The following is a 23231-nucleotide window of genomic DNA, read 5'->3' as shown; positions in this document are numbered from 1 at the left end:
AGGCTTCCGCAGCATCGTCAACTACGTCGCCAGATGCCTACTCGACGCGGGCGGGTTCAGACCCCTGATCCACTCACTTCTGTGAAGAGCCCCCAAAGTTATGGATTATTGGGACCCCAACCCCAAAAACCCACTACAATGACATAACGAGACTCGCGCCAAGAAGCGGGCAAGATGCCTTGAGACAAGAGTGCCACAACGTCATCCAGAAGGAGCAATGAACTCCACAACGCCACACCTGAGATGGGCCTCCCGGAAGCTGCGCGGGTTCCAAGACGAACTGGCGCGGCAAGGGACACCCTTCCAGCAGCTGCCGTGGCGCGAAGGGGTTGACCTGTGGCCACGCTATGCGGCATGGACCCACATTGGGTGCATCTTGGCGGAGTATGATGGCACAGAGTGGCTGCTTTCCCTTGCAGTTCCCGGCGCTCGCTACTTCGCGGCTCATGTTGATTGGACCGAGTGCCTGCAAGGCCCAGCACGAGGAGGATATAGATCATCAGAGACCGCTTCGGTCTTCTGGGTCAAGAAGTTGCTCGAACATGAGAAGGTTCCCGAGGTGGATGTCGATGCCTTGGACCGGATAGTTGAAAAGCGATATGCCAGCCCAAGGTACTCCAAGGCGAAGGTCGCTCTGTTTTGGGGGGCGGTGATCATCGGTTTCCCCTTGTTTGCGTGGAGCGCCTTCGCGGTTGATTCACCCATTGCCCCCGGTGCCGTGGGTGTCGTGGCGGCGGGAATCTTGTCCATACTCAGCTCCTCATGGAGAGTGCATCGGCGACGAAAGAAACTTGGCTACACAAGCAGGCAGAAAGAGAGCTAACATGCGGAAGGCGCGCGGACCATCCTCTCCCTGGCCCCCTCGACCTCATCATCAGCAGAACCTTCACCGGCAACTTTTGCAATGGCTGGATCACATCAGAATCTGGGCTGCTCATCAAACCGTGAAATTGAAAAAAACCGAGAGAGGCAGTCACTCGTGGCACCCGAATTCGAAAAATCAACTCGAGCCTTGCGGAAATTCTTGAAGGAGCTCGAACAGCAGAGAATCCATTTCACTGAGCGCGAGTGGCGCGAGGGAATAGACCTATGGAAATCCTACTCGGCACATACGAGCGTCGGGCAGATCCTCTTGGAGTTTACGGTCGCGAATGGGTATTTTCAATCGCCCCACCCGGCGCAAAATACTTTGCAAGGCGGGAAGATTGGATCAAGTGCACTCGAGGATATTCACCCAATGGACACCTGTTTGCTGGACCAGCATCCATCACATGGATGAGGGGCCTGCTCAAAGAACAAGCCCTGAGCATAGACATTGAAGCCTTGAATAAAATCGTCGAAGAGAGGTACTACAAGAAAAGGCACCCCAAAGCGTGGGAAAAATTCATCTTCGCGGCTTCAATATTGGGCTTCTTCCTAATCCTCTGGGTCGCAGTCACGACCCAGAAAACAGGCATTGCCTTCGGAGTCTTCGGCTATGCATGCGCCATAATTATTGCCCAGCTGGCTAGAGCTTGGCGAAACCATCGAAAGAGCAAACAACTCGGATACGGCAAGCGAAAGCGGTAAGATGGCGCAAGAAGATTCACCTAAGAAAAGGAGGCAGAAGCCCAGTATCGCCCTGACCACAAACCCATCCAAAATGCCTGAGGCAGAGAAAGTCACCAACATTCCGAACATGCGGGCACATGGCAAGCCTTCACGCCCCACAGCATACGTTCCCATCCTTTCGGGCTGGACGCATAGCGACGCCGGCCTCATCGTCCCCGCAGGATAGGATGAAGTCCGCATGGCTTGGCATGACGCAGCAGGATCACAACCGCCAGAGACATTGCTCGAATTTACGAAACAACTTCAAGCCAAGGGACTCACTGTACACCCAACCGTCACCGACAACAACGACCACGGCCGCGACTTCGTAGTCAATACGCCAATTGGCCAGGTGTGGATCATCGACCTCAACGGACTTTGGACGCTGCGCTTGAAGATCCCCGCCGCCAAGTATTTCGCAGATGCAGCGGAATGGAAAGCATGCCTTAAAGGACAAAAACGCAGCTGGCACTCACCCGACCTCGAAGAGTCCATCCAATGGATCACTGAAACCCTCTCCGCAGGCATCCCGCAGGAAATCACCCCCACTTCCTTGGACCAAATTACAGAATTTCGAATCCGCCACGGGAATAAAATAGTTTGGATGTTCACGGGGGGGAATTGCCGTCGCCTTGCTTGCACTCTCTCTTGGACTCTTCTGGGTCGCCTCAGTGACCAAAAACACCATCGCAGGAATGAACGCCGTCGCCTGCGCGATCATCTTCGTCATCTACCTCTTCAAATCGGCGCGATTCATGAGGAGCCTCAGAAAGTGACTCCCGAGGCGATATTCACGCCGCTTCCCGAAGTATCCCCTTCCATCCGGCTGGGGGTTACGCGAATCTGGATTGGCTGTACCACCCCCCGGAGCCCCAAGATACGCACCGGTACCCAATGGGCCTATTCCACCGGGATGGGAGCAAAGAAGAACCGGCTCGATCCTCCAGATAGGAACACCTTGTATGGCATGGCATGACCAAGCGGCTACGAAGCCACCAGAGACATTGATCAGGTTCACCGAAAGGCTCGAATCACGAGGGATCGAACTAGTAGAGGCGAACATGCCTGACAGCCTCGACCAGGGAAAGGATTTCATCGCCGACACACCAATAGGACGCATCTGGATCATTGCCCTGAAGAATACCTGGACACTGCGACTAGCCGCCCCGGGGGCGAAGTATTTTGCAAACGCCTCCGACTGGAAGGCTTGTCGAGAAGGACGCCTCCACAATTGGAGAACCCCAACACTCGATGAATCAATCGAGTGGCTGACCCAAGTGCTCTCGGAGGGGATTCCGGGTGACATATCCATCGCCAAGCTGGATCGATTGGCAGGATTCCGAGTCAGACATGGCCGAACGGCTGTCTGGCTAGCCAGCACCGGCATTGCTATCGCCCTCCTGGCCCTCTCACTCAGCCTCTTCTGGGTTGCATCGGTAACAAACAATAGCATTGCGAGGGTAAATGGAGTCTTCTGCCTGATCATCTTCATCATCTATCTTGCCAAATGTGCGAAAGCGATGTGGATCCTCAGAAAATGATTCCCGTCGACAGTCACCCCCCGGGCTGATTACCGGCATTCGCAGTATCAAAGTGACCCCCCTGATCCCCGGGATCTGCACCCAAAGTTATGGATTATTGGGGCTCCAACCCCAGAAATCCACTAAAATGACATAATGCTGGGTTTGGTGGACGGGGCGCGCGCGGTGGGGCCGCTGGCGTAGGGTGGGAGACACACTGGTCACCACCGCCGCCTGAGTCATGAGGAGATGGCCATGGATTACAGCCAGCACATCGCCGCGTTGCACCACGCGCTCACCCATGCCGAACTCAGCCCGGCCGAACGGGCCGAGGTGCAGCAGCATCTGGAGCGACTCGTCGAGGCCCAGGAGGCCGAGCTCGCCCTGGAGCGCATGGAACGGTGGGCCGCCGACCGCGGAGGGCAGCTCGTGCTCCAGGACCAGGGATACCGCGTGATCCTGGGGCATGCCGGCGCCTCGGCCGACGACCACCACCCCTCCCCACCGGGACGGTTCAACCAGGTGGCCATCGGCGGCCCCGACGTCGAACCGGTCTCCCACCGGGTACCGCCGCACCTCGACAACGAGGTCGTCTTCCAGGAGACCAAGGCCGGTGAGGACTACCGCCTCGAGGCCTACGGGCAGTTCGAGCAGGGCAGCTTCGCCTACCTCCAGGACATCATCCTCAGCGGTCGTGACCCCCGGCTCGCCTCCGCCTTCGCAGAGCTCATGGCATCCCACCAGTGCCCCGGATTCCTGCAGGCGCTCCGACACGGCGCCGTGCGGATCCGCTACCAGTTCGTCAACGTGCTGCCGTCGGGCAGCGTCCGGACCGGGGTCTTCAAGGTCGACGACCGTGCCCGACTCCGCTGGAACGGTGAGGCCGTCGAACTGTTGATCTGATGCCCCGGCGGATCAGGAGGAACGGTCCACGAGATCGTCGCAGATCTTGACCAGAAGATCCTTGGCGTCCCCCTCCGGCAGTGGGGTGAGGTGCGCCTTGGCGATCCCCGCCCGGCGACGGACCTCCGCCCTCGCCTCATCGATCACCCGGTGGGCCCGCAGGGCCGCCAGGGCCCGCGCGAGGGCCTCGTCGCTGGACAGGTCACCGGCGAGGAGACCCTTCAGCTGGTCGTCGGCGGGATCGTCCGAAGCCTCCAGCAGCAGGGTCGGCAACGTCGGCACCCCCTCCCGCAGATCAGTCCCCGGCGTCTTGCCGGTGACATCGGAGGTGATGTCGATGAGATCGTCGCTCAGCTGGAACACCAGCCCGACCTCCTCCCCGTAGGCGGCCAGCGCCTGCTGCACCTCGACGGGGGCACCCGCGACCATCGCCCCGAACAGTGCGGAGGCCGCGATGAGGGAGCCGGTCTTGTCGGCCAGCACCTGGAGGTAGTGCTCCAGGCGCCCCTCCCCCACCTGCGGGCCGCGGGTCTCGTTGATCTGCCCCTGCACCAGCCGGGTGAAGGTCTCGGCCTGCAACCGCACGTAGTCGGTGCCGAGGTCGGCCACCAGGATCGACGCCTTCGCGAACAGGTAGTCCCCGGCGAGGATCGCCACCGAGTTGCCCCAGCGAGAGTTCGCCGACGGTGCGGCGCGCCGCACATCGGCCTCGTCCATGACGTCGTCGTGGTACAGGCTCGCCACATGGGTGAGCTCCATCACGAGGGCGGCCTTCAGCAGCCGCTCCTCGTCCGTCTCCGGTCCGAACCGCGAGGCCAGGAACACGAGCATCGGTCGAAACCGCTTCCCGCCCGCGGAGATGAGGTGCGTCGCGGCCTCCGTCACGAACGGGGAGTCCGCGACGGCGACACGTCTCAGTTCCTCCTCGAAGCGGCCGGCCAGGGCTTCGAACTCAACCAAGGTGACTCCCGTCAGCGAATGAACTGCGCGGCAGAGGCCGCGAGATCAAGAATGCCACCCGGGACCAGACCGAGGAAAACCGTGCCCACCGCGGTGACCCCCAGCAGCGTCCACGTCCACGCGGACGGGGCCGCCACCTGGCCCTGCTCACCGGTCTCCGGCTCCTGGAACCACATCGCCACGACAACCTTCAGGTAGAAGAAGGCCGTGACCAGGCTGGCGAGGATGGCGATGAAGACGAGCCAGCCGTAGCCGCCGGTCCACGCCGCTGAGAACACCAGGAGCTTGCCGACGAAGCCCGCGGTCAGCGGGATGCCGGCGAAGCTCAGCATGAACAGGGTCATGGCTGCGGCCACCAACGGGTTGGTGCGCCCGATCCCCTGCCAAGCCGCCAAGGAGTTCGCCTCACCGCCGGAACGCCTCACCATCGTGATGATGGCGAACGCGCCGAGCGTGGCGAGACCGTAGGCCAGCAGGTAGAAGCCGATGGCGGGCACCGAGGCCACCGCCACCCCGTCACCGGGGGTCTGCACCCCCACCACGCCCGCGAGGATGAAGCCCGCGTGGGCGATCGACGAGTAGGCCAGCAGGCGCTTGATGTCGTTCTGGACCAGACCGATGAAGGCACCGACCGCCATCGTCGCCACCGCGATGGTCGCGAAGATGGGCTGCCAGTCCCAGCGGGCGGCACCGAGGGCGACGTAGAAGACACGCAGCAGCGCCGCCACCGCGGTCGTCTTCGTGGCGATGGCCATGAAACCGGTCACGGGCGTCGGGGCGCCGGTGTAGACGTCGGGCGTCCACGAGTGGAACGGCACCGCACCCACCTTGAACAGCAGACCGGTGGCGAGCATGACCAGCCCCGCCAGCAGCAGCGGCCACGGCGCCTGACCCAACGCGATCGCCTCGGCGATCCTGCCGTAGGTGAAGGACCCCGCGTAGCCGTACAGCAGCGCCACGCCGAAGAGGAAGAAGGCGGAGCTGAAGGCGCCGAGCAGGAAGTACTTCAGCGCGGCCTCCTGGCTGATCCAGCGACGACGACGAGCCATGCCGGACAGCAGGTACAGCGGCAGCGAGAACACCTCGAGCGCGACGAACAGCGTGAGGAGGTCGTTCGCGGCGGCGAACATGAGCATGCCGAACAGCGAGAACAGCAGCAGCGGGAAGACCTCGGTGTGCTCACGCTTCTGGGCCTCCGCCTCACGTTCCAGCGGCGAACCGGGCACCGTGGCGGCGGAGGCGGCGAAGGCCGACACCCCGCCGGCGACGGCCCGTTCAGCGAACAGGGCCACACCGCCGAGCCCCACCACGAGCAGCAGCGTCCAGAAGAAGTAGGCCGGACCGTCCATGGCGAAGGTTCCCTCCGCCACCAGCTCGATCGACTTCTGACTCCAGTTGTGGATCGTCAGCCCGAGGGCGGTGAGGACCGTCACGACGGCCAGCCCCACCTGGGTGACGAACCGCGCCCGCCGGGGCACGAAGGCCTCCGCGACGACACCGAGGGTCGCGCCGACGATCAACGCGATCAGGGGCGCTTCGAGCAACCACTCCAGCGCAGGGAAGGTGATCTCAAGCAGGCTCATCAGTTCTCCTGGATGGCGGGGGCGGGATCGGAGACTCCGAGCGTCGTCATGACGTGCTCAGCGGCAGCGTCGGCGACGTCGAGCACCGGCTTCGGGAAGAAACCGAGGACGATCAAGAGGGCCAGCAGGGGCACGATGACGAATCGCTCCCTGAGGTCGAGGTCCCGGCTCACCTTCTCGGCGACCTCATCGGTGACCGGGCCGGTCATCGTCTTCTTGTAGACGGTCAGCACGTAGGCGGCAGCCAGCACCATGCCGACGGTGATGACCGCTGTGTGGACCGGGTACCGCTGCCACGAACCGGCCATGACCAGGAACTCCGAGATGAAGCTGGACATACCGGGCAGGGCCAGGGCCGACAACCCGGAGGCGAGGAACACACCCGCGAGCACCGGCGCGGTCCGCTGCACCCCGCCGAAGGCATCGACGTTCGCCGAGCCGCGGCGGGAGATGAGGAAGCCGACGACCAGGAACAGCGCAGCCGTGGAGAAGCCGTGGTTGAGCATGTAGAACACCGAACCGGTGAGCGACTGCGTGGTCAGGGCGAAGACGCCGAAGACCATGAAACCGAAGTGGCTGACGGAGGTGTAGGACACGAAACGCAGCAGGTCCGGGCTGCTCAGCGCCATGAGCGCCCCGTAGATCATGGACACGATCGCCCACACGAGGATCACGGGGGTGGCCCAGGCGGAGGCCTCCGGGAAGACCATGAGGCAGACCTTGATCATGCCGAAGGTGCCGATCTTGTCGAGGATGCCGACGAGCATCGTCGACGCGCCCGGAGCCGCCTGCTCGGCCGTGTCGGGTAACCAGGTGTGGAGACCGACCATCGGCGCCTTCACCGCGAAGGCGAAGAAGAAGGCGACGAACAGCCACCGCCCCACCCCGGAGTCGAGGTTCAACGCGGCCAGGTCCGAGAGCAGGAAGCTCGGCGTCCCGGCACCGGCGGAGGCCGCCCACACCCCGGCCACGCCGAACAGCATGACCAGACCACCGGCGAGCGAGAACAGCAGGAACTTCACGGCCGCCCGGGTGCGGTTCTCGCCGCCCCAGCCGGAGATCATGAAGTACATCGGGATGAGCGTCGCCTCGAACATGATGTAGAAGACCAGCAGGTCGCTGGCCATGAACACCGCCAGGGCGAAGGCCTCGAGAGTCAAGGCGAGCGCGAAGAAGGTGCCGGTGCTCCACCGGGCCCCCTCCTTCTCGCCGACCTGCCACTCGGCCAGCAGCACGACGGGGGTGAGGATCACGGTGAGCAGCACCATGATCGCGGCCATCGGGTCGAGGTCGAGGGCCCAGTGCGCACCGATCGCCCGGATCCACGTCACCTTCTCGACGAGCGGGGTGCCGCGGGAGACGATGAACGCCAGCACGCCCAGCACGGTCGTTCCCAGGGCCACGCCGAGACCGACGAACTTGGCGGTCGTGCCCTTGAGGAAGGCCACGACGGCGGCCCCGACGAGCGGGAGCACCACGAGGATGCTCAGGAGCGGAATTGAATAGATCACGCCAGTTCCTTCCTCAGACCAGCTGCCCGACGAGAGCGATGAGGCCGATCACCACGACGCCGATCGTGAGGATCACGCCGTAGGAGCGGGAGTAGCCGTTCTGCGTCCTGCGGAGCCACCCGGCGAGGCCGAGCGAGAGCGCTCCGGAACCGCGGACGGCACCGTCGACCACCCCGTGATCGGCCACGGCCAGTACCTGGGCGGCGCCGGAGACGGGTCCGACGACGAGCCACTGGTTCATCTGGTCGCCGTACAGGTCGTTGCGGGAGGCCAGGACCAGCGGGTTGCGGGTCTGCGGCGCCTCGCGGGGGATGCCGTCCTTGTGGAGGAACCATCCGATGGCGACGCCGACCGCGACGACCCCGAGGGCCGCGATCCCGACAGGCGTGAAGGCCAGCAGGCTCGTCTCATGCGGGTGCGAACCGGTGGCGGGGGCCAGCCAGCCCTGAATCCAGTTGTTCATGACCAGACCGGCCCCGAGCGACAGGACCGCCAGCACCACGAGCGGGATCGTCATCACCGCCGGCGACTCGTGCGGGTGCACGTCGTCGTCCCAGCGGGCCCGCCCGAAGAACGTCATCATCATCAGGCGCGTCATGTAGTACGCGGTGACGCCCGCGCCGATGAGGGCCAGCACCCCGAGCACCACGTTCTGGTGGAAGGCGGTCTCGATGATGTGGTCCTTGGAGTAGAAGCCCGCGGTGAACGGGAAACCGATGATGGCGAGGTAGCCCATCGCGAACGTCAGGAACGTCACCCGCATCGCCTTGGCCAGCGCCCCGTAGTGGCGCATGTCGACGTCGTCGTTCATGCCGTGCATGACCGAACCGGCACCGAGGAACATGTTGGCCTTGAAGAAGCCGTGGGTGATGAGGTGGAAGATCGCGAAGGCCGCCCCCGCCGGGCCAAGACCCGCGGCGAGCATCATGTAGCCGATCTGGGACATGGTCGAGCCGGCCAGCACCTTCTTGATGTCGTCCTTGGCGGAACCGACCCAGGCACCGGCGAGCAGGGTGACCACACCGACGATCGCGACGGCCAGGGTCGCGACCTCGCTCACCGCGAAGATGGCGTGGCTGCGCACGATGAGGTAGACGCCCGCCGTGACCATCGTCGCCGCGTGGATGAGTGCCGACACCGGGGTCGGGCCCTCCATGGCGTCGAGGAGCCACGTGTGCAGCGGCACCTGGGCGGACTTGCCGCACGCGCCGAGCAGCAGCAGGCAGCCCAGCAGGGTGGCCCAGAAGGGGGTCAGCGACGCGGCACCGGCGTTGACGTCAGCGAAGGCCACCGACCCGAAGAGCGACAGCATGGTGAAAATGGCCATCGCCATCCCGAGATCACCAACCCGGTTGACCACGAAGGCCTTGCGTCCCGCGGCAGCCGCCGAGGGCTTGTGCTGCCAGAAGGAGATGAGCAGGTACGAGGCCAGACCCACGCCCTCCCAGCCGAGGAAGAGCACGAGGTAGTTGTCGGCGAGCACCAGGGTGAGCATGGCGGCGACGAACAGGTTCAGGTAGGCGAAGAACCGGCGGCGACGCTCGTCATGGGCCATGTAGCCGATCGAGTAGATGTGGATCAGCGACCCGACACCCGTGATGAGCAGCACGAAGAGGATCGACAGCTGATCCACCAGCAAACCGAACTTGACGCTCCACGCCCCCGTCGCGATCCATTCGTAGACCGGGACGTTGACGGCACGCTGGCCCTCATCCGCCGAGAGCATCGCCAGGAAGAGCATCAGGCCGACGACGAAGGAGGCCACCGAGGCCGCAGTGCCCAGCCAGTGGCCCCACGCGTCGGAGACCCTGCCGAGCAGCAGCAGGATGGCCGCACCCGCCAACGGGATCGCGATGAGGAGCCAGGCCACGCTGAACAGGCCGGTGGCGGGAACCGCAGAGACAGTTTCCAGGAAAGTCACGCTGACCCCTTAGAACTTCAGCAGGCTGGCGTCGTCGACCGAGGCCGAACGGCGCGCCCGATAGATGGCGACGATGATGGCGAGACCGACGACGACCTCAGCGGCTGCCACCACCATGACGAAGAAGGTCGCGACCTGACCGTCGAGGCCGCCGTGCTGGCGGGCGAAGGTCACGAACGCGAGGTTCGCGGCATTGAGCATGAGCTCGACGCTCATGAACGCGATGAGGGCGTTGCGTCGCAGCAGGAAACCGAGGGCGCCGACGACGAACAGCGCGACGGCCAGCATCAGGTAGGCCTGGGTGCTCACTTGACCTCTCCTTCCAGTTCCCGGTTGACCCGCTCGATGTCGGCGAAGGCGCCGACGGTCGGGGTGCGCAGGTCGGCGACGGCCACGACGGCCCCACGCGAGGTGAGGGTCTGGCTGACGGAGTTCTCCGCCACGGTGCCGTCCGGCAGCAGCGCGGGGGCCGAGATGGCGTTGGTGCGCGCGTAGACGCCGGAGTTCGGGTCGGGTCCGGGGTGGACCCCGTCGGCGGCGTAGCGCTGGATGCGCTCGCTCATCAGCTGCGGCTGGCGCTTGACCTCGCGCAGCTTCTCACCGTGGGCCAGCACCATGGCCCCGACCGCCGCGGTGATGAGCAGCGCGGACGTGGCCTCCAGCAGCACGACGTAGCGGGTGAACAGCAGCGCCGCCACGCCCTGGGTGTTGCCGCCGTGCTCGGCGTTGGCCAGCGCGACCCCGGCAGGATCGGCCGGGAAGACAGCCTGCCCGACCGCAAGGAAGATGAGGGCCGCCAATCCGACCGCCCCCAGGATGCCGAGAACCCGCTGTCCCTTGAGGGTCTCCCGCACCGAGTCGCGGGTGTCGACGCCGATGAGCATGACGACGAACAGGAACAGCATGAGGATCGCGCCCGTGTAGACGATGATCTGCACAACGAACAGGAACGGGGCGTCCTGGGCGGCGTACATGATCGCCAGCCCGACCATGACCCCGGCCATGCACAGGGCCGAGTGGACGGGCTTGCGGGCCACGACGATGCCGATGGCGAGCAGCACCATGATGGGCGCGCACACCACGAAGGCGAGCAGGTCGCCCGTCAGTGCGGGCAGTTCAATCATTTCGCCGCTCCTTTGGCCGGTGCCGTGCGGGTGTCGGGCTGGCCGGTGGGAGGCAGCCCCAGGAAGTAGGCCTTCTCGTCGTCGCCGAGTCGACGCGGATGGGGCGGCTGCTCCATCCCGGCGACCAGCGGGGCGAGGAGATCCTGCTTCTCGTAGATGAGCTTGTCGCGTCCGGTGTCCGCGATCTTGAACTCGTTGGTCATGGTGAGGGCCCGTGTCGGGCACGCCTCGATGCACATGCCGCAGAAGATGCAGCGCAGGTAGTTGATCTGGTAGACGTGACCGAACCGCTCACCGGGGGAGTAACGCGCCTCCTCGGTGTTGTCGGCCCCCTCCACGTAGATCGCGTCGGCGGGGCAGGCCCAGGCGCACAGCTCACAGCCGACGCACTTCTCCAGCCCGTCCGGCCAGCGGTTGAGCTGGTGCCGGCCGTGGAAGCGCGGCAGCGTGACCTTCTCCTTGCCCTTGCGCGGGTAGCCCTGCGTGAAGGTCTTGCGGAAGATCGTCTTGAAGGTGATGCCGAATCCGGCCCACGGGTCAAGGATTCCCATCACTTCTCCTCTGTGTTGACGGTGGACGGCTGGGCCTCGACCTTCACCACCCCGGCGAACTCGGGCAACACCTGCCCGGGACGCGGCGGCACGGGATAACCGCCGGCGAAGGGATCGAAGGGCACGGCCGGGTCGACGGGGGCCACCCGTTCCGGCTCACGCTTCCGCGGCGCGAAGGCGATGAGGATCGCGATGAGCGCGACCGACAGCCCGAGCGAGTACCTGGGCGCCACCGCCACCATCATGATCCACAGGATCGAGATGGGGATGAGGCGCTTCCAGCCGAGGTCCATGAACTGGTCGTAGCGGAACCGCGGCAGCGTACCGCGCAGCCACACGAACACCGAGAACAGCAGCTGGACCTTGAGGATGAACCAGATCGGGCCGAGCCACGGGTTGTCCATGCCGGGGATGAGGTTGAGCGGCCAGAACGGCAGGTACCCGCCGAGGAACAGCGTCGCACACACCGCCGAGACGGTGGCCATGTTGATGTACTCCGCGAGGAAGAACATGGCGTAGCGGAAGCCGGAGTACTCGGTGAGGTAGCCGGAGACCAGCTCGGACTCGCACTCGGGCAGGTCGAAGGGGGCGCGGTTGGTCTCGCCCACCATCGCGATGCCGTAGATGATGAAGGACGGGAACAGCAGCAGGGCGTACCAACCCATGAGGCCGATGTCGAACTGCTGGGCGTTGTTGAACGGGTTCTGGAAGATGATCGGCGCGCGCTGGGCCTCGACGATCCCGTGGGTCGACATCGTGCCGGTCATGAGGAACACCGCGACGATGGACAGACCCATCGCGATCTCGTAGGAGATCATCTGCGCCGACGACCGCATGGCGCCGAGGAAGGAGTACGTCGAGTTCGACGCCCATCCGGCCAGCACGATGCCGTAGATGCCGATGGAGGCGATGGCGATGACGAACAGCACCGCGACGGGCAGGTCGGTGACCTGAAGGCGGGTGACGTGCCCGAAGATCGTCACCTCACCGCCGAACGGGAGCACCGTCCAGGTGGTGAAGGCGGCCATGCCCGTGAGGATCGGGGCCAGGTTGAACACCCACTTGTCGGTGTGGGTGGGCCGGAAGTCCTCTTTGGCGATCAGCTTCGCGCCGTCGGCCAGTGCCTGCCCGAGACCGAAGGGGCCGTTCATGATGGGGCCCAGCCGGTGCTGCATCTTCGCCACGAGCCGCCGCTCGTACCAGACGTTGAAGATCGTCCAGAGCAGCAGGATCACGAAGAGGGCGAGCACCTTGATGAGGATGAGCCACCAGGGATCCTGGAAGAACACGTTCATGCCTGATCTCCTTCGTCGGTGGCGACGGCGGCGACCGTCACCAGGGATCCGGGGGTCACGTCGAGGTGGCCGGGCTCACCCGGGTTCATGGGGACCCACACCACATCGTCGACCATGTCGGTGATCTCGACGGGCAGCAGCTGCTCCCCCGTCGCGGAGATGACACGGCACACCTCGCCGACGCCGTGACGGGTGGCCGTGGCCCGGGACAGCCGGGCGACGGCCGGACGGGCGGTTCGGCGCAGCGCGACCTCGAAGTCGTTGCCCATGGCCGCGTCCAGGGCCTCACGCCAGGAGGCGACGACGAGGCCGTCGGTGACGCCGGGGGCGGACACGATCGGGTCAAGACCCCTGGCCCCGTCCCAGACCCCGAGCTCGGAGTAGTCGGCCCAGGCCTCGGCGGTGGTGCGCACCCCGAGGTCGCGGCCCATCGCGTCGGACAGTGCGGCGATGATCCTGAGGTCGGTCATGGCGTTGCGGGTGCCCTCGTTGACGAGCCGGACCGGGCGGATCCGCTGCTCCCAGTTGAGGAAGTGCCCGGCCTGTTCCTCGATCAGGCAGGTCGGGAAGACGACGTCCGCGTGCTCGGTCGCAGCGTTGCTGCGGGTGGTGACCTGCACGACGAAGGTCCGCTCCAGGGCCTCCAGCACGGTGGCGGAGCCGGGGATGTCGATCGGGTCGACGCCGGCGAGGACGAAGGCCTTCAGGTCCCCTCGGATCGCCGCCTCGAACTGGCGGGCGGCGCTGAGGCCGGGCTCCGTCGGCAGCGAATCGACCCCCCACGCGGCGGCGATGTCCACCCGGGCCGCGGCGTCCGCGACGGGGCGGCCACCGGGCAGCAGGTGCGGCAGGCAGCCGACGGCGATGGCACCCATGTCGCCCGCGCGACGCGGTATCCAGGCCAGTCGGGCTCCCGTCCGGTCGGCCTTGGCGGCCACGGCGCTGAGGAGGCCCGGCTGCGCGGCGGCGCGTTCACCGACGAGGATGATGGCGCCCTCCCCCAGCTCCAGCCCGGCCAGCGCCGCGGCCTCGCCGCCGGGGGCGACGGGGACGAGGGTGGCACCCAGCTTCTCGGAGCCACGCGACGCGAACGGGGCGAGGGTGGTGACCTTGAGGCCGTGCTTCCTGACGCCCTTGCGCAGCCGCAGGAACATCACGGAGGTCTCGTCCTCGGGTTCGAAGCTGACGAGCACGACGTGCCCGGCCCGCTCCAGATCCGTGTAGGTGACGTCCATGCCCTTGCCCGCGACGCGGGAGGCGATGAACTGGGACTCCTCGTCGCTGGCGGCCCGGGCACGGAAGTCGATGTTGTTCGTGCCGAGGACCATACGCGCGAACCGCGAGTAGCCGTAGGCGTTCTCCACCGTCAGGCGGCCGCCGGTCTGGACCCCGACCGCGGTGCCCGCGGCCTTGAGCCCGGCGACGGCGGCGTCGATGGCCTCAGGCCAGGACGCCACCTCGAGCCTGCCGTCGCGGCGGACCAGCGGCCGGGTGATGCGGTCGTCGCCGCGTCCGGAGACGAAGGCGAAGCGGCCCTTGTCACACAGCCACTCCTCGTTGACCTCCGGGTTGTCACCTGCCTGGATGCGCTTGACCTGGTGGTGCCGGTGGTCGACGCGGATGTCGCAGCCACCCGCGCAGTGGCTGCACGAGCTGGGGGTGGACTTGAGGTCGAAGGGGCGCGCCTGGAAGCGGTAGGCGGCCGAGGTGAGGGCGCCGACGGGGCAGATCTGCACGACGTTTCCGGAGAAGTACGAGTCGTACGGGTCCTGCTCGTAGGTGCCGATCTGCTGCAGCGCCCCTCGCTCGACGAGGGCGATGAAGGGGTCGCCGGAGATCTGCTCGGAGAACCGGGTGCAGCGGGCGCACAGCACGCAGCGTTCCCGGTCGAGCAGGATCTGGGCGGACACGTGGACCGGCTTCGGGAAGGTCCGCTTCACCCCGCCGTAACGGGACTCGCCGGGCCCGTTGCTGAGGGCCTGGTTCTGCAGCGGGCACTCGCCGCCCTTGTCACAGATGGGGCAGTCCAGCGGGTGGTTGATGAGCAGCAGCTCGAGCATGCCGCGCTGCGCCTTCTCCGCCACCGGGGAGGTCTTCTGGGTCCGCACCACCATGCCCTCGGCCACCGGCATGGTGCAGGAGGCCTGGGGCTTGGGGAACCCGCGACCGTTGCCCGCGTCGGGGATGTCGACGAGGCACTGACGGCAGGCGCCGACGGGATCGAGCAGCGGGTGGTCGCAGAACCGCGGGATCGCGGTGCCGATCATCTCCGCGGCCCGGATGATGAGGGTCCCCTTCGGAACGCTCACCGCCACGTCGTCGATCGTCAGCGTGACGAGCTCAGGGTTGGGCACGGCCTGTGCGCCGGGGGTCTGGCTCACCGGACACCTCCTTCAGTCGCGAACAGCGCGCTCTTCTCGTAGGGGAACAGTTCCCAGGCGGGGGTGTGGTATCCCTGCTCGAACTCCTCGCGGAAGTGCTTGACCGCGCTGGTCACGCACGCGACGGCACCGTCGGCCAGCGCGCAGAAGGAACGCCCGCCGATGTTGTCGCAGATGTCGAGGAGCTTGTCGACGTCGCCCTCGGCGGCCTCGCCCTTCTCGAACTTCATGAGCAGCTGGACCAGCCACCAGGAGCCCTCACGGCAGGGGGTGCACTTGCCGCAGGACTCGTGCTTGTAGAACTCGACCCAGCGCAGCGTCGTGCGCACCACCGAGGTCGTCTCGTCGAAGACCTGGAGGGCCTTCGTGCCGAGCATCGTGCCGACCGAGGCCATGCCCTCGTAGTCGAGGGGCACGTCGAGGTGCTCGGCGGTGAGGATCGGGGTGGAGGACCCGCCGGGGGTGAAGAACTTCAGTTCGTGGCCCGCGCGCATGCCGCCGCTCAGCTCGAGCAGCTGCCGCAGGGTGATGCCCATGGGGGCCTCGAACTGGCCGGGCCTCGCGACGTGGCCGGAGAGGGAGTAGATGGTCATCCCCTTCGACTTCTCCGTGCCCATCGCCTGGAACCACGCGGCCCCGTTCGCGACGATGCACGGCACCGACGCGATCGACTCGACGTTGTTGATGACGGTCGGCGAGGCGTAGAGACCGGCGACGGCGGGGAACGGCGGGCGGAGCCTGGGCTGGCCGCGTCGACCCTCCAGGGAGTCGAGCAGTGCGGTCTCCTCACCGCAGATGTAGGCGCCGGCACCGGCGTGGACGATCACGTCGATGTCGTAGCCGGAGCCCAGCACGTTCCTGCCCGCGTACCCGGCCTCGTAGGCCTCCTTGACGGCCTGCTGGAGCCTGCGGATGACGTGGAGCACCTCGCCGCGGCAGTAGATGAAGGCCTGGTGGGAGCCGATGGCGTAGGCCGAGATGAGCACGCCCTCCACGAGGGTGTGTGGCGAGGCCATCATGAGCGGCATGTCCTTGCAGGTGCCCGGCTCCGACTCGTCGGCGTTGACCACGAGGTACTTCGGGTTCGGGTTGTCCTGCGGGACGAAGCTCCACTTCATGCCCGTCGGGAAGCCTGCGCCGCCACGGCCCCTCAGCCCTGCCTCCTTGACCAGCTCGATGAGGTCCGTCTGGGACATCTGGAGGGCCTTGCGCAGCGCCCGGTAGCCTCCGGCCGCCTCGTAGCGCCCCAGCTTCCAGGAGCGTTCGTGACCCCAGTGCTCGCTCAGCACGGGGGTGAGCAGATCGGTCACTTCGTCTCCTCCTTGGGCTCCGGGGTGGGGAGGTTGGCCGGGTCCGGCGCGGTCCAGCCGCGCTCCTCGGCGATCTCACGGCCGAGCCGGGAGGCGTGACCCGCCGAGGGGCCCTCGTCGGCGCGACCGTCGGGGAACCCGGCGAGGACGCGCTCGGCCTCACGCCACGACGTGATGGTGGCGCCACGCGGGGAGACGACCGGCTCGCCGTTCATGAGCTTCTCGATGAGCTCGTCCATCTTCTCCGGCGTCATGTCGTCGAAGAACTCCCAGTTGACCATGGCGACGGGGGCGTAGTCGCACGCCGCGTTGCACTCGAGGCGCTCCAGGGAGACCTTCCCGCAGGGGGTCGTCTGACCCTCGTCGATCCCGAGTCGCTGCTTGGCACGCTCCAGGAGGATGTCGCCACCCATGACGGCACACAGCGCCGTCGTGCACACCCCGAGGTGGTTGTGCCCGGCGGGCTTGCGCTTGTACATGGTGTAGAAGGTGGCCACACCGGAGACCTGGGCGGTGGTGATGTCCAGGATCTCGGCGCACAGCTCGATGCCGCGCGGGCTGATGCGACCGTCGTAGGACTGCACGAGGTGCAGCATCGGCAGCAGCGCGGAACGGGGCTGCGGGTAGCGCGAGGCGAGTTCGCGGAGCTCCGCCTCGGCGGTGGCGTCGAGGTTCGTCGACTGGTCCGAGTAGTCGACGGAGCCGGACTCGGGGAAGTCGTGGGTGAAGTGACCGCTCATCGGTCGACACCTCCAAGCACTGGGTCGATGCTGGCCACGGCCACGACGACGTCGGAGATCATGGATCCCTCGCACATCATGGGCACGGACTGCAGATGGTTGAAGCCGGGATCGCGGAAGTGCGCGCGGTAGGGGCGGGTGCCGCCGTCGGAGACGAGATGGCAACCGAGCTCACCCTTGGGGGACTCGATGGCCTGGTACACCTGACCGACGGGGACCTTGAAGCCCTCCGTGACGATCTTGAAGTGGTGGATGAGGGCCTCCATGGACTCACCCATGATGTGCTTGACGTGCTCGAAGCTGTTGCCCTGACCGTCGGGGCCGAGTGACAGCGACGCCGGCCAGGCGATCTTCTTGTCGCCCACCATGACGGGCTGACCCTGCGTCCTCTCGAGCCGCTCGATGCACTGCTCGACGATCTTCAGCGACTCCCAGCACTCCGCGATGCGGATGCGGAACCGGCCGTAGGCGTCCTGGGTGTCCCAGGTGATCGACTTGAAGTCGTAGGTCTCGTAGCCGCAGTAGGGCTGCGTCTTGCGCAGGTCCCAGTCGAAGCCGGTGGAGCGGAGGATGGGGCCGGTGACGCCCATCATCATGCAGGCGGTGAGGTCCATCTTCGCGACGTTCTCCATGCGGAGCTTGAAGATGGGGTTCTCGTTGCAGAAGATCTCGTACTCGGGCAGGTGCTTGCGCAGCCACTTCACGATGTCACGCAGCTGGTCGATGCCGCCCTCGGGGAGATCGCAGGCGACGCCACCGGGGCGGATGAAGGCGTGGTTCATGCGGGTGCCGGAGATGGCCTCGAAGAAGTCGAGGATCATCTCGCGCTCACGGAACGCGATGGTCATCACCGTCAGCGCGCCGATCTCCATGCCGCCGGTGCCCATGGCCACCAGGTGGGACGCGATCCGGTTCAGCTCCATCATGAGCACCCGGATGACGCTGGCCCGCTCCGGGATGTCGTCGGTGATGCCGAGGAGTTTCTCGACGGCAAGGCAGTACACGGCCTCGTTGAAAAGCGGGGCGACGTAGTCCATGCGGGTGCAGAAGGCCACGCCCTGGGTCCACGTCTTGAACTCCATGTTCTTCTCGATGCCGGTGTGGAGGAAGCCGATGCCGGGGCGGATGTGGGTGACCGTCTCCCCGTCCATCTCGAGGATGAGACGGAGCACACCGTGCGTCGACGGGTGCTGCGGACCCATGTTGACGACGATGACCTCGTCGCCGCGCTCGGCCTGCTCGGCCGCGATCTGACCCCAGTCGCCGCCCTGCGCCAGGTAGACGCGGTCGGCCTCGACGTCGGTGCCGAAGATGTCGTTGCTCATCAGTTGTACGTCCTCCGCTGATCGGGGGCGGGCACGGTGGCGCCCTTGTACTGGATGTCGATGCCGCCCAGCGGGTAGTCCTTGCGCTGGGGGTGGCCCACCCAGTCGTCGGGCATGAGGATGCGGGTCAGACCCGGATGACCGTCGAAGATCACACCGAACATGTCCCAGGTCTCACGCTCGTGCCAGTCGGCCATCGGGTAGGTGGCGACGATGGAGGGGATGCGGGCGTCGCCGTCGGGGCACGTGACCTCGAGGCGCAGCCGCCGGTTGTGGGTGATCGACAGCAGGTGGTAGACGACGTGCAGTTCGGCACCGGTCTGCTCCGGGTAGTGGACCCCGCTGACGGAGACGCAGATCTCGAAGCGCAGGTGGGCGTCGTCTCGGAAGGCCCTGACGGTCTCCAGCAGGTGTTCCCGGGGCACGAAGATGGTGAACTCGCCGCGGTCGAACAGCACGAGCCCGCCGTCGAGGAACGGCAGCAGCTCCTTGGCCCTGGCGTGGACGGCGTCGAAGGGCTCGCCGAACGGCCCCTCGGTCAGCCCGGGCATCGAGACCTGACGCTGGATGCGGCCGTAGCCGGAGGTGTCGCCGGAGCCGCGGCTCCACATGCCGGACTTCGTCTGGAACACGGGGGCGGTGGGGACGTCGGCCTGCGGGGTCAGCTCGCCGGGGGTCTCGCTCATCGCATGAGTCCCTTCAACTCGTGGGTGGCGGGGGCCTCGAGGGCTGCGGCCTCGCGGGCGGCGATGGCCGCGGCCTCGTTGGGGCCGATCGGGTGCTTGAACACCTGCTTGCGCAGCTTGAACATGGCGTCGATGAGCATGTCGGGGCGGGGCGGGCAGCCGGGGACGTACATGTCCACGGGCACGACGTGGTCGACGCCCTGGACGATGGCGTAGTTGTTGAACATGCCGCCCGACGAGGCGCAGGCGCCCATCGAGATGACCCACTTCGGGTTCGGCATCTGGTCGTAGACCTGGCGCACGATGGGGGCCATCTTGTTCGACAGTCGCCCGGAGACGATCATGAGGTCGGCCTGACGCGGCGAGGCGCGGAAGACCTCCTGCCCCCAGCGACCCGCGTCGTACCGCGGGGTGCCGTAGGCCATCATCTCGATGGCGCAGCAGGCCAGACCCATCGTGACGGGCCAGAACGACGCCTGACGCACCCAGCCGAAGATGGCCTCGACGCTGGTGAGCAGGATGCCGCTCGGCAGTTTCTCCTCGATACCCATTGCAGACTCCTTCTCAGTCCCAGTCGAGGCCGCCGCGGCGCTTGACGTAGTAGTAGGCGACCAGCACGGTCACGATGAACAGCAGGATCGACACGATGCCGAAGATCCCCAGCTGGTTGTAGGTGATGGCCCACGGGTAGAGGAACACGATCTCGATGTCGAAGATGATGAAGAGCATCGCGATGACGTAGTACTTCACCGGGAAGCGACCACCGCCCACGGGCTGCGGGGTGGGCTGGATGCCGCACTCGTACTGGTCGTACTTGGCGCGGTTGTACCTGCCCGGGCCGACGAGCACGCTCAGGATCATGGATACCACCACGAATCCGGTGGCGAGCACCACCATCCCGATGATGGGGATGTAGGGGTTCATGCCTTGTCCCTTCCTCTCCTGTCGTGTCCGGTCATGCGGACGGGGCGACCTTGCACAGTGCGTTGATGATGCGGTCCATCGCGTCCCCGTCGCGACTGTCGGTCAGGTTCGCGAGCAGTTTCATGACGAATCGCATGAGGGTCTTGCGGGGCAGCCCGTAGGTCGTGCACAGGTGCATGATCCGCGGGTCGCCGATGAGTTTCACGAAGATGGTGCCCAGCCGGTAGTAGCCGCCGAGGCTGGCCTTGAGCCGCGTGCGGTAGGCGTGGAGCACCCGCTCGGCGGACTCGGTGCCGAATCCTCGCGCCTTGGCCTCGGCGATCGCGTCGGCGGCGAGTTCCGCGGACTCCATGGCGTAGGCGATCCCCTCCCCGTTGAAGGGGTTGACCATGCCCCCGGCGTCGCCGACGAGCAGCAGTCCGCGGCCGTAGACCGGCTGCCGGTTGAACGCCATCGGCAGGGCAGCTCCTTGGATCCGGCCGATGCGGTTCTCCTCACGGAAGCCCCACTCCTCGGGGGTGTTGTCGAGCCACCGCTTCATGAGTTCGCGGTAGTCCGTGCGCTGGAACGACTTCGAGGTGTTGAGCACACCCAGGCCGACGTTGCAGGTGCCGTCGCCCATCCCGAAGATCCAGCCGTAGCCGGGCATGAGGGTGGACTCGCGGGGCTTGCCGTCCCACAGTTCCAGCCAGGACTCGAGGTAGTCGTCATGGCTTCGGGTCTCCGAGCGGTAGTAGGCGCGGTAGGCGACCCCCATGGGGCGGTCGTCGCGCTTGTTGAGCCCCATGGAGACCGACAGCCGGGAGGAGTTGCCGTCGGCGGCGATGACGACGGGGGCGCGGTACTCCGCGCCGTCCTTGGTACGCACGCCGACGATGCGCCCCGTCCGGTCGTCGACGATGCCCTCGGTGACGTTGGCCTCCTCGATGAGCTCGGCACCGAAGCCCACGGCGTGGCGGGCCAGCATGTCGTCGAAGTCGGCACGGGTGCGCACGAGACCGTAGGGCGGGAAATCGGTGAGGGTCGGCCAGTCGAGCTGGAAGGGCTCGACACGTCCGCCGTAGATCCGCAGGCCGCGGTTGTGAACCCAGCCCGCCTCCTCGGAGGTGTCGATGCCCAGTCTCACGAGGGCGCGCGTGGTGCGCGGCGTGAAGCCGTCGCCACACACCTTCTCCCGGGGGAACCTCGACTTCTCGAGCAGGATCACATCGAGTCCCTGTCTCGCCAGGTTGGCGGCTGCGGCTGAGCCGCCGGGGCCTGCACCGACGACGACCACGTCGGCTTGCGCCTTCGGCATTCATCACTCCTTGACTGTTGAGTCCGGTCGGGACAGGGAACCCCGCATTTCAGGGCCAGTCTAGGGGCTCGGATTGGTTCTCGCGACCCGAAGCCAAGCACGCGCGAAATCTCCCCTGACAAGGCCTTTCACCAAGGATTTAGGCAACAGAAATGGGTCGTTAATCGACGTGGGACCCAGACGTGGCGACACCCGGTCACGACCCCGTCTTCGGGCACGGGCTCAGCCTCGGCTATCGTTCCCCGGGTGACCCCAGACTTCGCGACGAAACGGCTGCGAGCCACCACCGTCGCCATCGACGACCCGGGAGATCTGCTGCGCTTCCTCGACGCGGAGCACTCCACCGCCTTCGTCCGCCAGGGGGAGGGGATCGTCACGCTCGGCGAGGTCGCGCGCTTCGAGACGGACTACGCCGACGCCGCTGACGTGTGGTGGACGGAGACCGCCTCCCACATCGACCACGACTCAGAGCTCCCCGGCGCCTTCGGGACGGGCCCCCTGGCCATCGGTTCCTTCGCCTTCGACCCGGAGAACACCCGCTCCCGCTCCATCCTGGTCGTGCCGGAGACCATCATCGGTCGTCGCGCAGGACATGCCTGGATGACCCGCATCAGTGAGGGGCGCTCCAGCCTCGATCTCCCCGAGGCCGCGGAACCCCCGGCGGCGCCCACCGGGCTGGAACTCATGCCCGACGGGCTCCCCGAGGCGGAGTGGGAGGACCTGGTCCGTGACGTCGTGGCGCTCATCCACAGCGACTCAGTGTCGAAGGTCGTGCTGGCCCGGTCCCTGAAGGCGCGCGCCAGCAGCCCCCTCGACCCGCGTCACATCCTCGGGCGCCTCGTCGAGCGATACCCGATGGTGTGGAGCTATCTCGTCGACGGGCTCGTCGGGGCCACACCCGAACTGCTCGTGCGTCGACAGCACCAGCTCGTCACCTCCCGGGTACTCGCGGGTACGGTGTCCATCGACCCCGACCACACCGACCCGGTCTCCCGGATCGGGCAGCTCACCTCGAGCGGCAAGGACATCTCGGAGCACGAGTTCGCCGTGGCCTCCGTCGCCGAGGCCCTGGAACCCTACTGCGCGGCCATGAACGTCCCCGAGGCCCCCTCGGTGCTCACCCTGCCGAACGTGATGCATCTCGCGACGGACATCACGGGGGTCTCGGACCCGGAGGTGAGCTCCCTCGCCCTCGCCGCGGCCCTCCACCCGTCAGCAGCGGTGTGCGGCACTCCCACCCACCTGGCGGGGAGCATCATCGCGCAACGCGAGTCCCTGGATCGTGGCCGCTACGCCGGTCCCGTCGGCTGGGTCGACGCGGCCGGCGACGGCGAGTGGGCCATCGCACTCAGGGGCGGATACATCAACCCGGCCCAGCCCGACGAGATCCGGCTGTACGCCGGCGCGGGGATCGTCGCCGACTCGGATCCCGCCTCGGAGCTGGCCGAGACCTTGGCGAAGTTCAGGCCCATGCTCGACGCCCTCGGATTGTAGGGTGACCTGACCTCGGAAACCTGGCCTGCTGATTCATCAATTAGGTGATGAAAACACTGCGGAAACAATCGGGATTACACAATCAATGAGCATCGATATCCCTAGTCAGGTCAGGT

22 protein-coding genes are annotated in these 23231 nt (G+C 66.2%); 6 read left to right on the top strand and 16 right to left on the bottom strand.

The annotated features are described in order from the left end of the window. Positions 1–376 precede the first annotated feature (376 nt). From EII35_RS06575 to EII35_RS06555, 5 genes are all read left to right on the top strand, one after another. A complete protein-coding gene (locus tag EII35_RS06575; RefSeq protein ID WP_125227661.1) occupies positions 377–823 on the top strand; it encodes a hypothetical protein in 447 nt (148 codons plus the stop codon). Between the two features lie 266 nt (positions 824–1089). Then, complete coding sequence (locus EII35_RS06570) at positions 1090–1569, top strand: hypothetical protein (RefSeq protein WP_125227660.1); 480 nt, start codon at positions 1090–1092, stop codon at positions 1567–1569. 220 nt (positions 1570–1789) lie between these two features. Next, positions 1790–2566: a hypothetical protein gene (locus EII35_RS06565; protein ID WP_125227659.1), complete on the top strand. Its 777-nt coding sequence runs from the start codon at positions 1790–1792 to the stop codon at positions 2564–2566. A gap of 85 nt (positions 2567–2651) precedes the next feature. Continuing rightward, positions 2652–3131: a hypothetical protein gene (locus tag EII35_RS06560; protein WP_185744209.1), complete on the top strand. Its 480-nt coding sequence runs from the start codon at positions 2652–2654 to the stop codon at positions 3129–3131. A gap of 234 nt (positions 3132–3365) precedes the next feature. Then, the gene (locus EII35_RS06555; RefSeq protein WP_125227657.1) at positions 3366–4013 is read left to right on the top strand and encodes a hypothetical protein; all 648 of its coding nucleotides are present in this window, start codon (positions 3366–3368) and stop codon (positions 4011–4013) included. 12 nt (positions 4014–4025) lie between these two features. On the opposite strand, the gene EII35_RS06550 is transcribed toward EII35_RS06555, so the two are convergent. Genes EII35_RS06550 through EII35_RS06475 form a run of 16 tightly spaced genes read right to left on the bottom strand, consistent with a single transcriptional unit; the run spans position 4026 to position 21621 of the window. Beyond that, positions 4026–4973 carry a polyprenyl synthetase family protein gene (locus EII35_RS06550; RefSeq protein WP_260465039.1) on the bottom strand — a complete coding sequence of 316 codons (948 nt, stop codon included), beginning with the start codon at positions 4971–4973 and terminating at the stop codon, positions 4026–4028. Between the two features lie 11 nt (positions 4974–4984). Continuing rightward, entirely contained in the window at positions 4985–6556 is a 1572-nt protein-coding gene (gene nuoN / locus EII35_RS06545) for an NADH-quinone oxidoreductase subunit NuoN (RefSeq protein WP_125227655.1), read from the bottom strand. Beyond that, positions 6556–8067 carry an NADH-quinone oxidoreductase subunit M gene (locus EII35_RS06540; RefSeq protein WP_260465038.1) on the bottom strand — a complete coding sequence of 504 codons (1512 nt, stop codon included), beginning with the start codon at positions 8065–8067 and terminating at the stop codon, positions 6556–6558. Before EII35_RS06540 ends, nuoN begins: the two co-directional genes overlap by 1 nt. A gap of 13 nt (positions 8068–8080) precedes the next feature. After that, positions 8081–9988 carry an NADH-quinone oxidoreductase subunit L gene (gene nuoL / locus EII35_RS06535; protein ID WP_125227654.1) on the bottom strand — a complete coding sequence of 636 codons (1908 nt, stop codon included), beginning with the start codon at positions 9986–9988 and terminating at the stop codon, positions 8081–8083. 9 nt (positions 9989–9997) lie between these two features. Continuing rightward, entirely contained in the window at positions 9998–10297 is a 300-nt protein-coding gene (nuoK, locus tag EII35_RS06530) for an NADH-quinone oxidoreductase subunit NuoK (RefSeq protein WP_125227653.1), read from the bottom strand. Continuing rightward, complete coding sequence (locus EII35_RS06525; protein WP_125227652.1) at positions 10294–11112, bottom strand: NADH-quinone oxidoreductase subunit J; 819 nt, start codon at positions 11110–11112, stop codon at positions 10294–10296. Before EII35_RS06525 ends, nuoK begins: the two co-directional genes overlap by 4 nt. After that, positions 11109–11663: an NADH-quinone oxidoreductase subunit NuoI gene (gene nuoI / locus EII35_RS06520; RefSeq protein WP_125227651.1), complete on the bottom strand. Its 555-nt coding sequence runs from the start codon at positions 11661–11663 to the stop codon at positions 11109–11111. The genes EII35_RS06525 and nuoI overlap by 4 nt, the downstream gene beginning before the upstream one ends. Beyond that, a complete protein-coding gene (gene nuoH / locus EII35_RS06515) occupies positions 11663–12958 on the bottom strand; it encodes an NADH-quinone oxidoreductase subunit NuoH (protein WP_125227650.1) in 1296 nt (431 codons plus the stop codon). The genes nuoI and nuoH overlap by 1 nt, the downstream gene beginning before the upstream one ends. After that, on the bottom strand, positions 12955–15339 hold the full coding sequence (locus tag EII35_RS06510; RefSeq protein WP_125227649.1) for an NADH-quinone oxidoreductase subunit G: 2385 nt from the start codon (positions 15337–15339) through the stop codon (positions 12955–12957). Before EII35_RS06510 ends, nuoH begins: the two co-directional genes overlap by 4 nt. Further along, the gene (gene nuoF, locus EII35_RS06505) at positions 15336–16649 is read right to left on the bottom strand and encodes an NADH-quinone oxidoreductase subunit NuoF (protein WP_125227648.1); all 1314 of its coding nucleotides are present in this window, start codon (positions 16647–16649) and stop codon (positions 15336–15338) included. Before nuoF ends, EII35_RS06510 begins: the two co-directional genes overlap by 4 nt. Next, positions 16646–17389, bottom strand: a complete 744-nt coding sequence (gene nuoE, locus EII35_RS06500) for an NADH-quinone oxidoreductase subunit NuoE (RefSeq protein ID WP_125227647.1) — start codon at positions 17387–17389, stop codon at positions 16646–16648. Before nuoE ends, nuoF begins: the two co-directional genes overlap by 4 nt. Next, positions 17386–18714 carry an NADH-quinone oxidoreductase subunit D gene (locus EII35_RS06495; RefSeq protein ID WP_125227646.1) on the bottom strand — a complete coding sequence of 443 codons (1329 nt, stop codon included), beginning with the start codon at positions 18712–18714 and terminating at the stop codon, positions 17386–17388. Before EII35_RS06495 ends, nuoE begins: the two co-directional genes overlap by 4 nt. Beyond that, positions 18714–19400, bottom strand: a complete 687-nt coding sequence (locus tag EII35_RS06490; protein ID WP_125227645.1) for an NADH-quinone oxidoreductase subunit C — start codon at positions 19398–19400, stop codon at positions 18714–18716. Before EII35_RS06490 ends, EII35_RS06495 begins: the two co-directional genes overlap by 1 nt. Beyond that, positions 19397–19951 carry a NuoB/complex I 20 kDa subunit family protein gene (locus EII35_RS06485; RefSeq protein WP_125227644.1) on the bottom strand — a complete coding sequence of 185 codons (555 nt, stop codon included), beginning with the start codon at positions 19949–19951 and terminating at the stop codon, positions 19397–19399. The genes EII35_RS06490 and EII35_RS06485 overlap by 4 nt, the downstream gene beginning before the upstream one ends. 13 nt (positions 19952–19964) lie before the next feature. Beyond that, positions 19965–20324: an NADH-quinone oxidoreductase subunit A gene (locus tag EII35_RS06480; RefSeq protein WP_125227643.1), complete on the bottom strand. Its 360-nt coding sequence runs from the start codon at positions 20322–20324 to the stop codon at positions 19965–19967. Positions 20325–20355: 31 nt separating this feature from the next. Next, a complete protein-coding gene (locus EII35_RS06475) occupies positions 20356–21621 on the bottom strand; it encodes a geranylgeranyl reductase family protein (protein WP_125227642.1) in 1266 nt (421 codons plus the stop codon). A gap of 246 nt (positions 21622–21867) precedes the next feature. Here EII35_RS06475 and EII35_RS06470 point away from each other — a divergent pair, with 246 nt between their 5' ends. After that, on the top strand, positions 21868–23115 hold the full coding sequence (locus EII35_RS06470; protein WP_125227641.1) for an isochorismate synthase: 1248 nt from the start codon (positions 21868–21870) through the stop codon (positions 23113–23115). Positions 23116–23231: the final 116 nt, after the last annotated feature.

The sequence above is a fragment of the Arachnia propionica genome (assembly GCF_003932785.1).
Classification (GTDB): domain Bacteria; phylum Actinomycetota; class Actinomycetes; order Propionibacteriales; family Propionibacteriaceae; genus Arachnia; species Arachnia propionica_B.
Note: the sequence above shows the minus strand (reverse complement) of the source record. Positions and strands in the feature narration are given on the sequence as shown.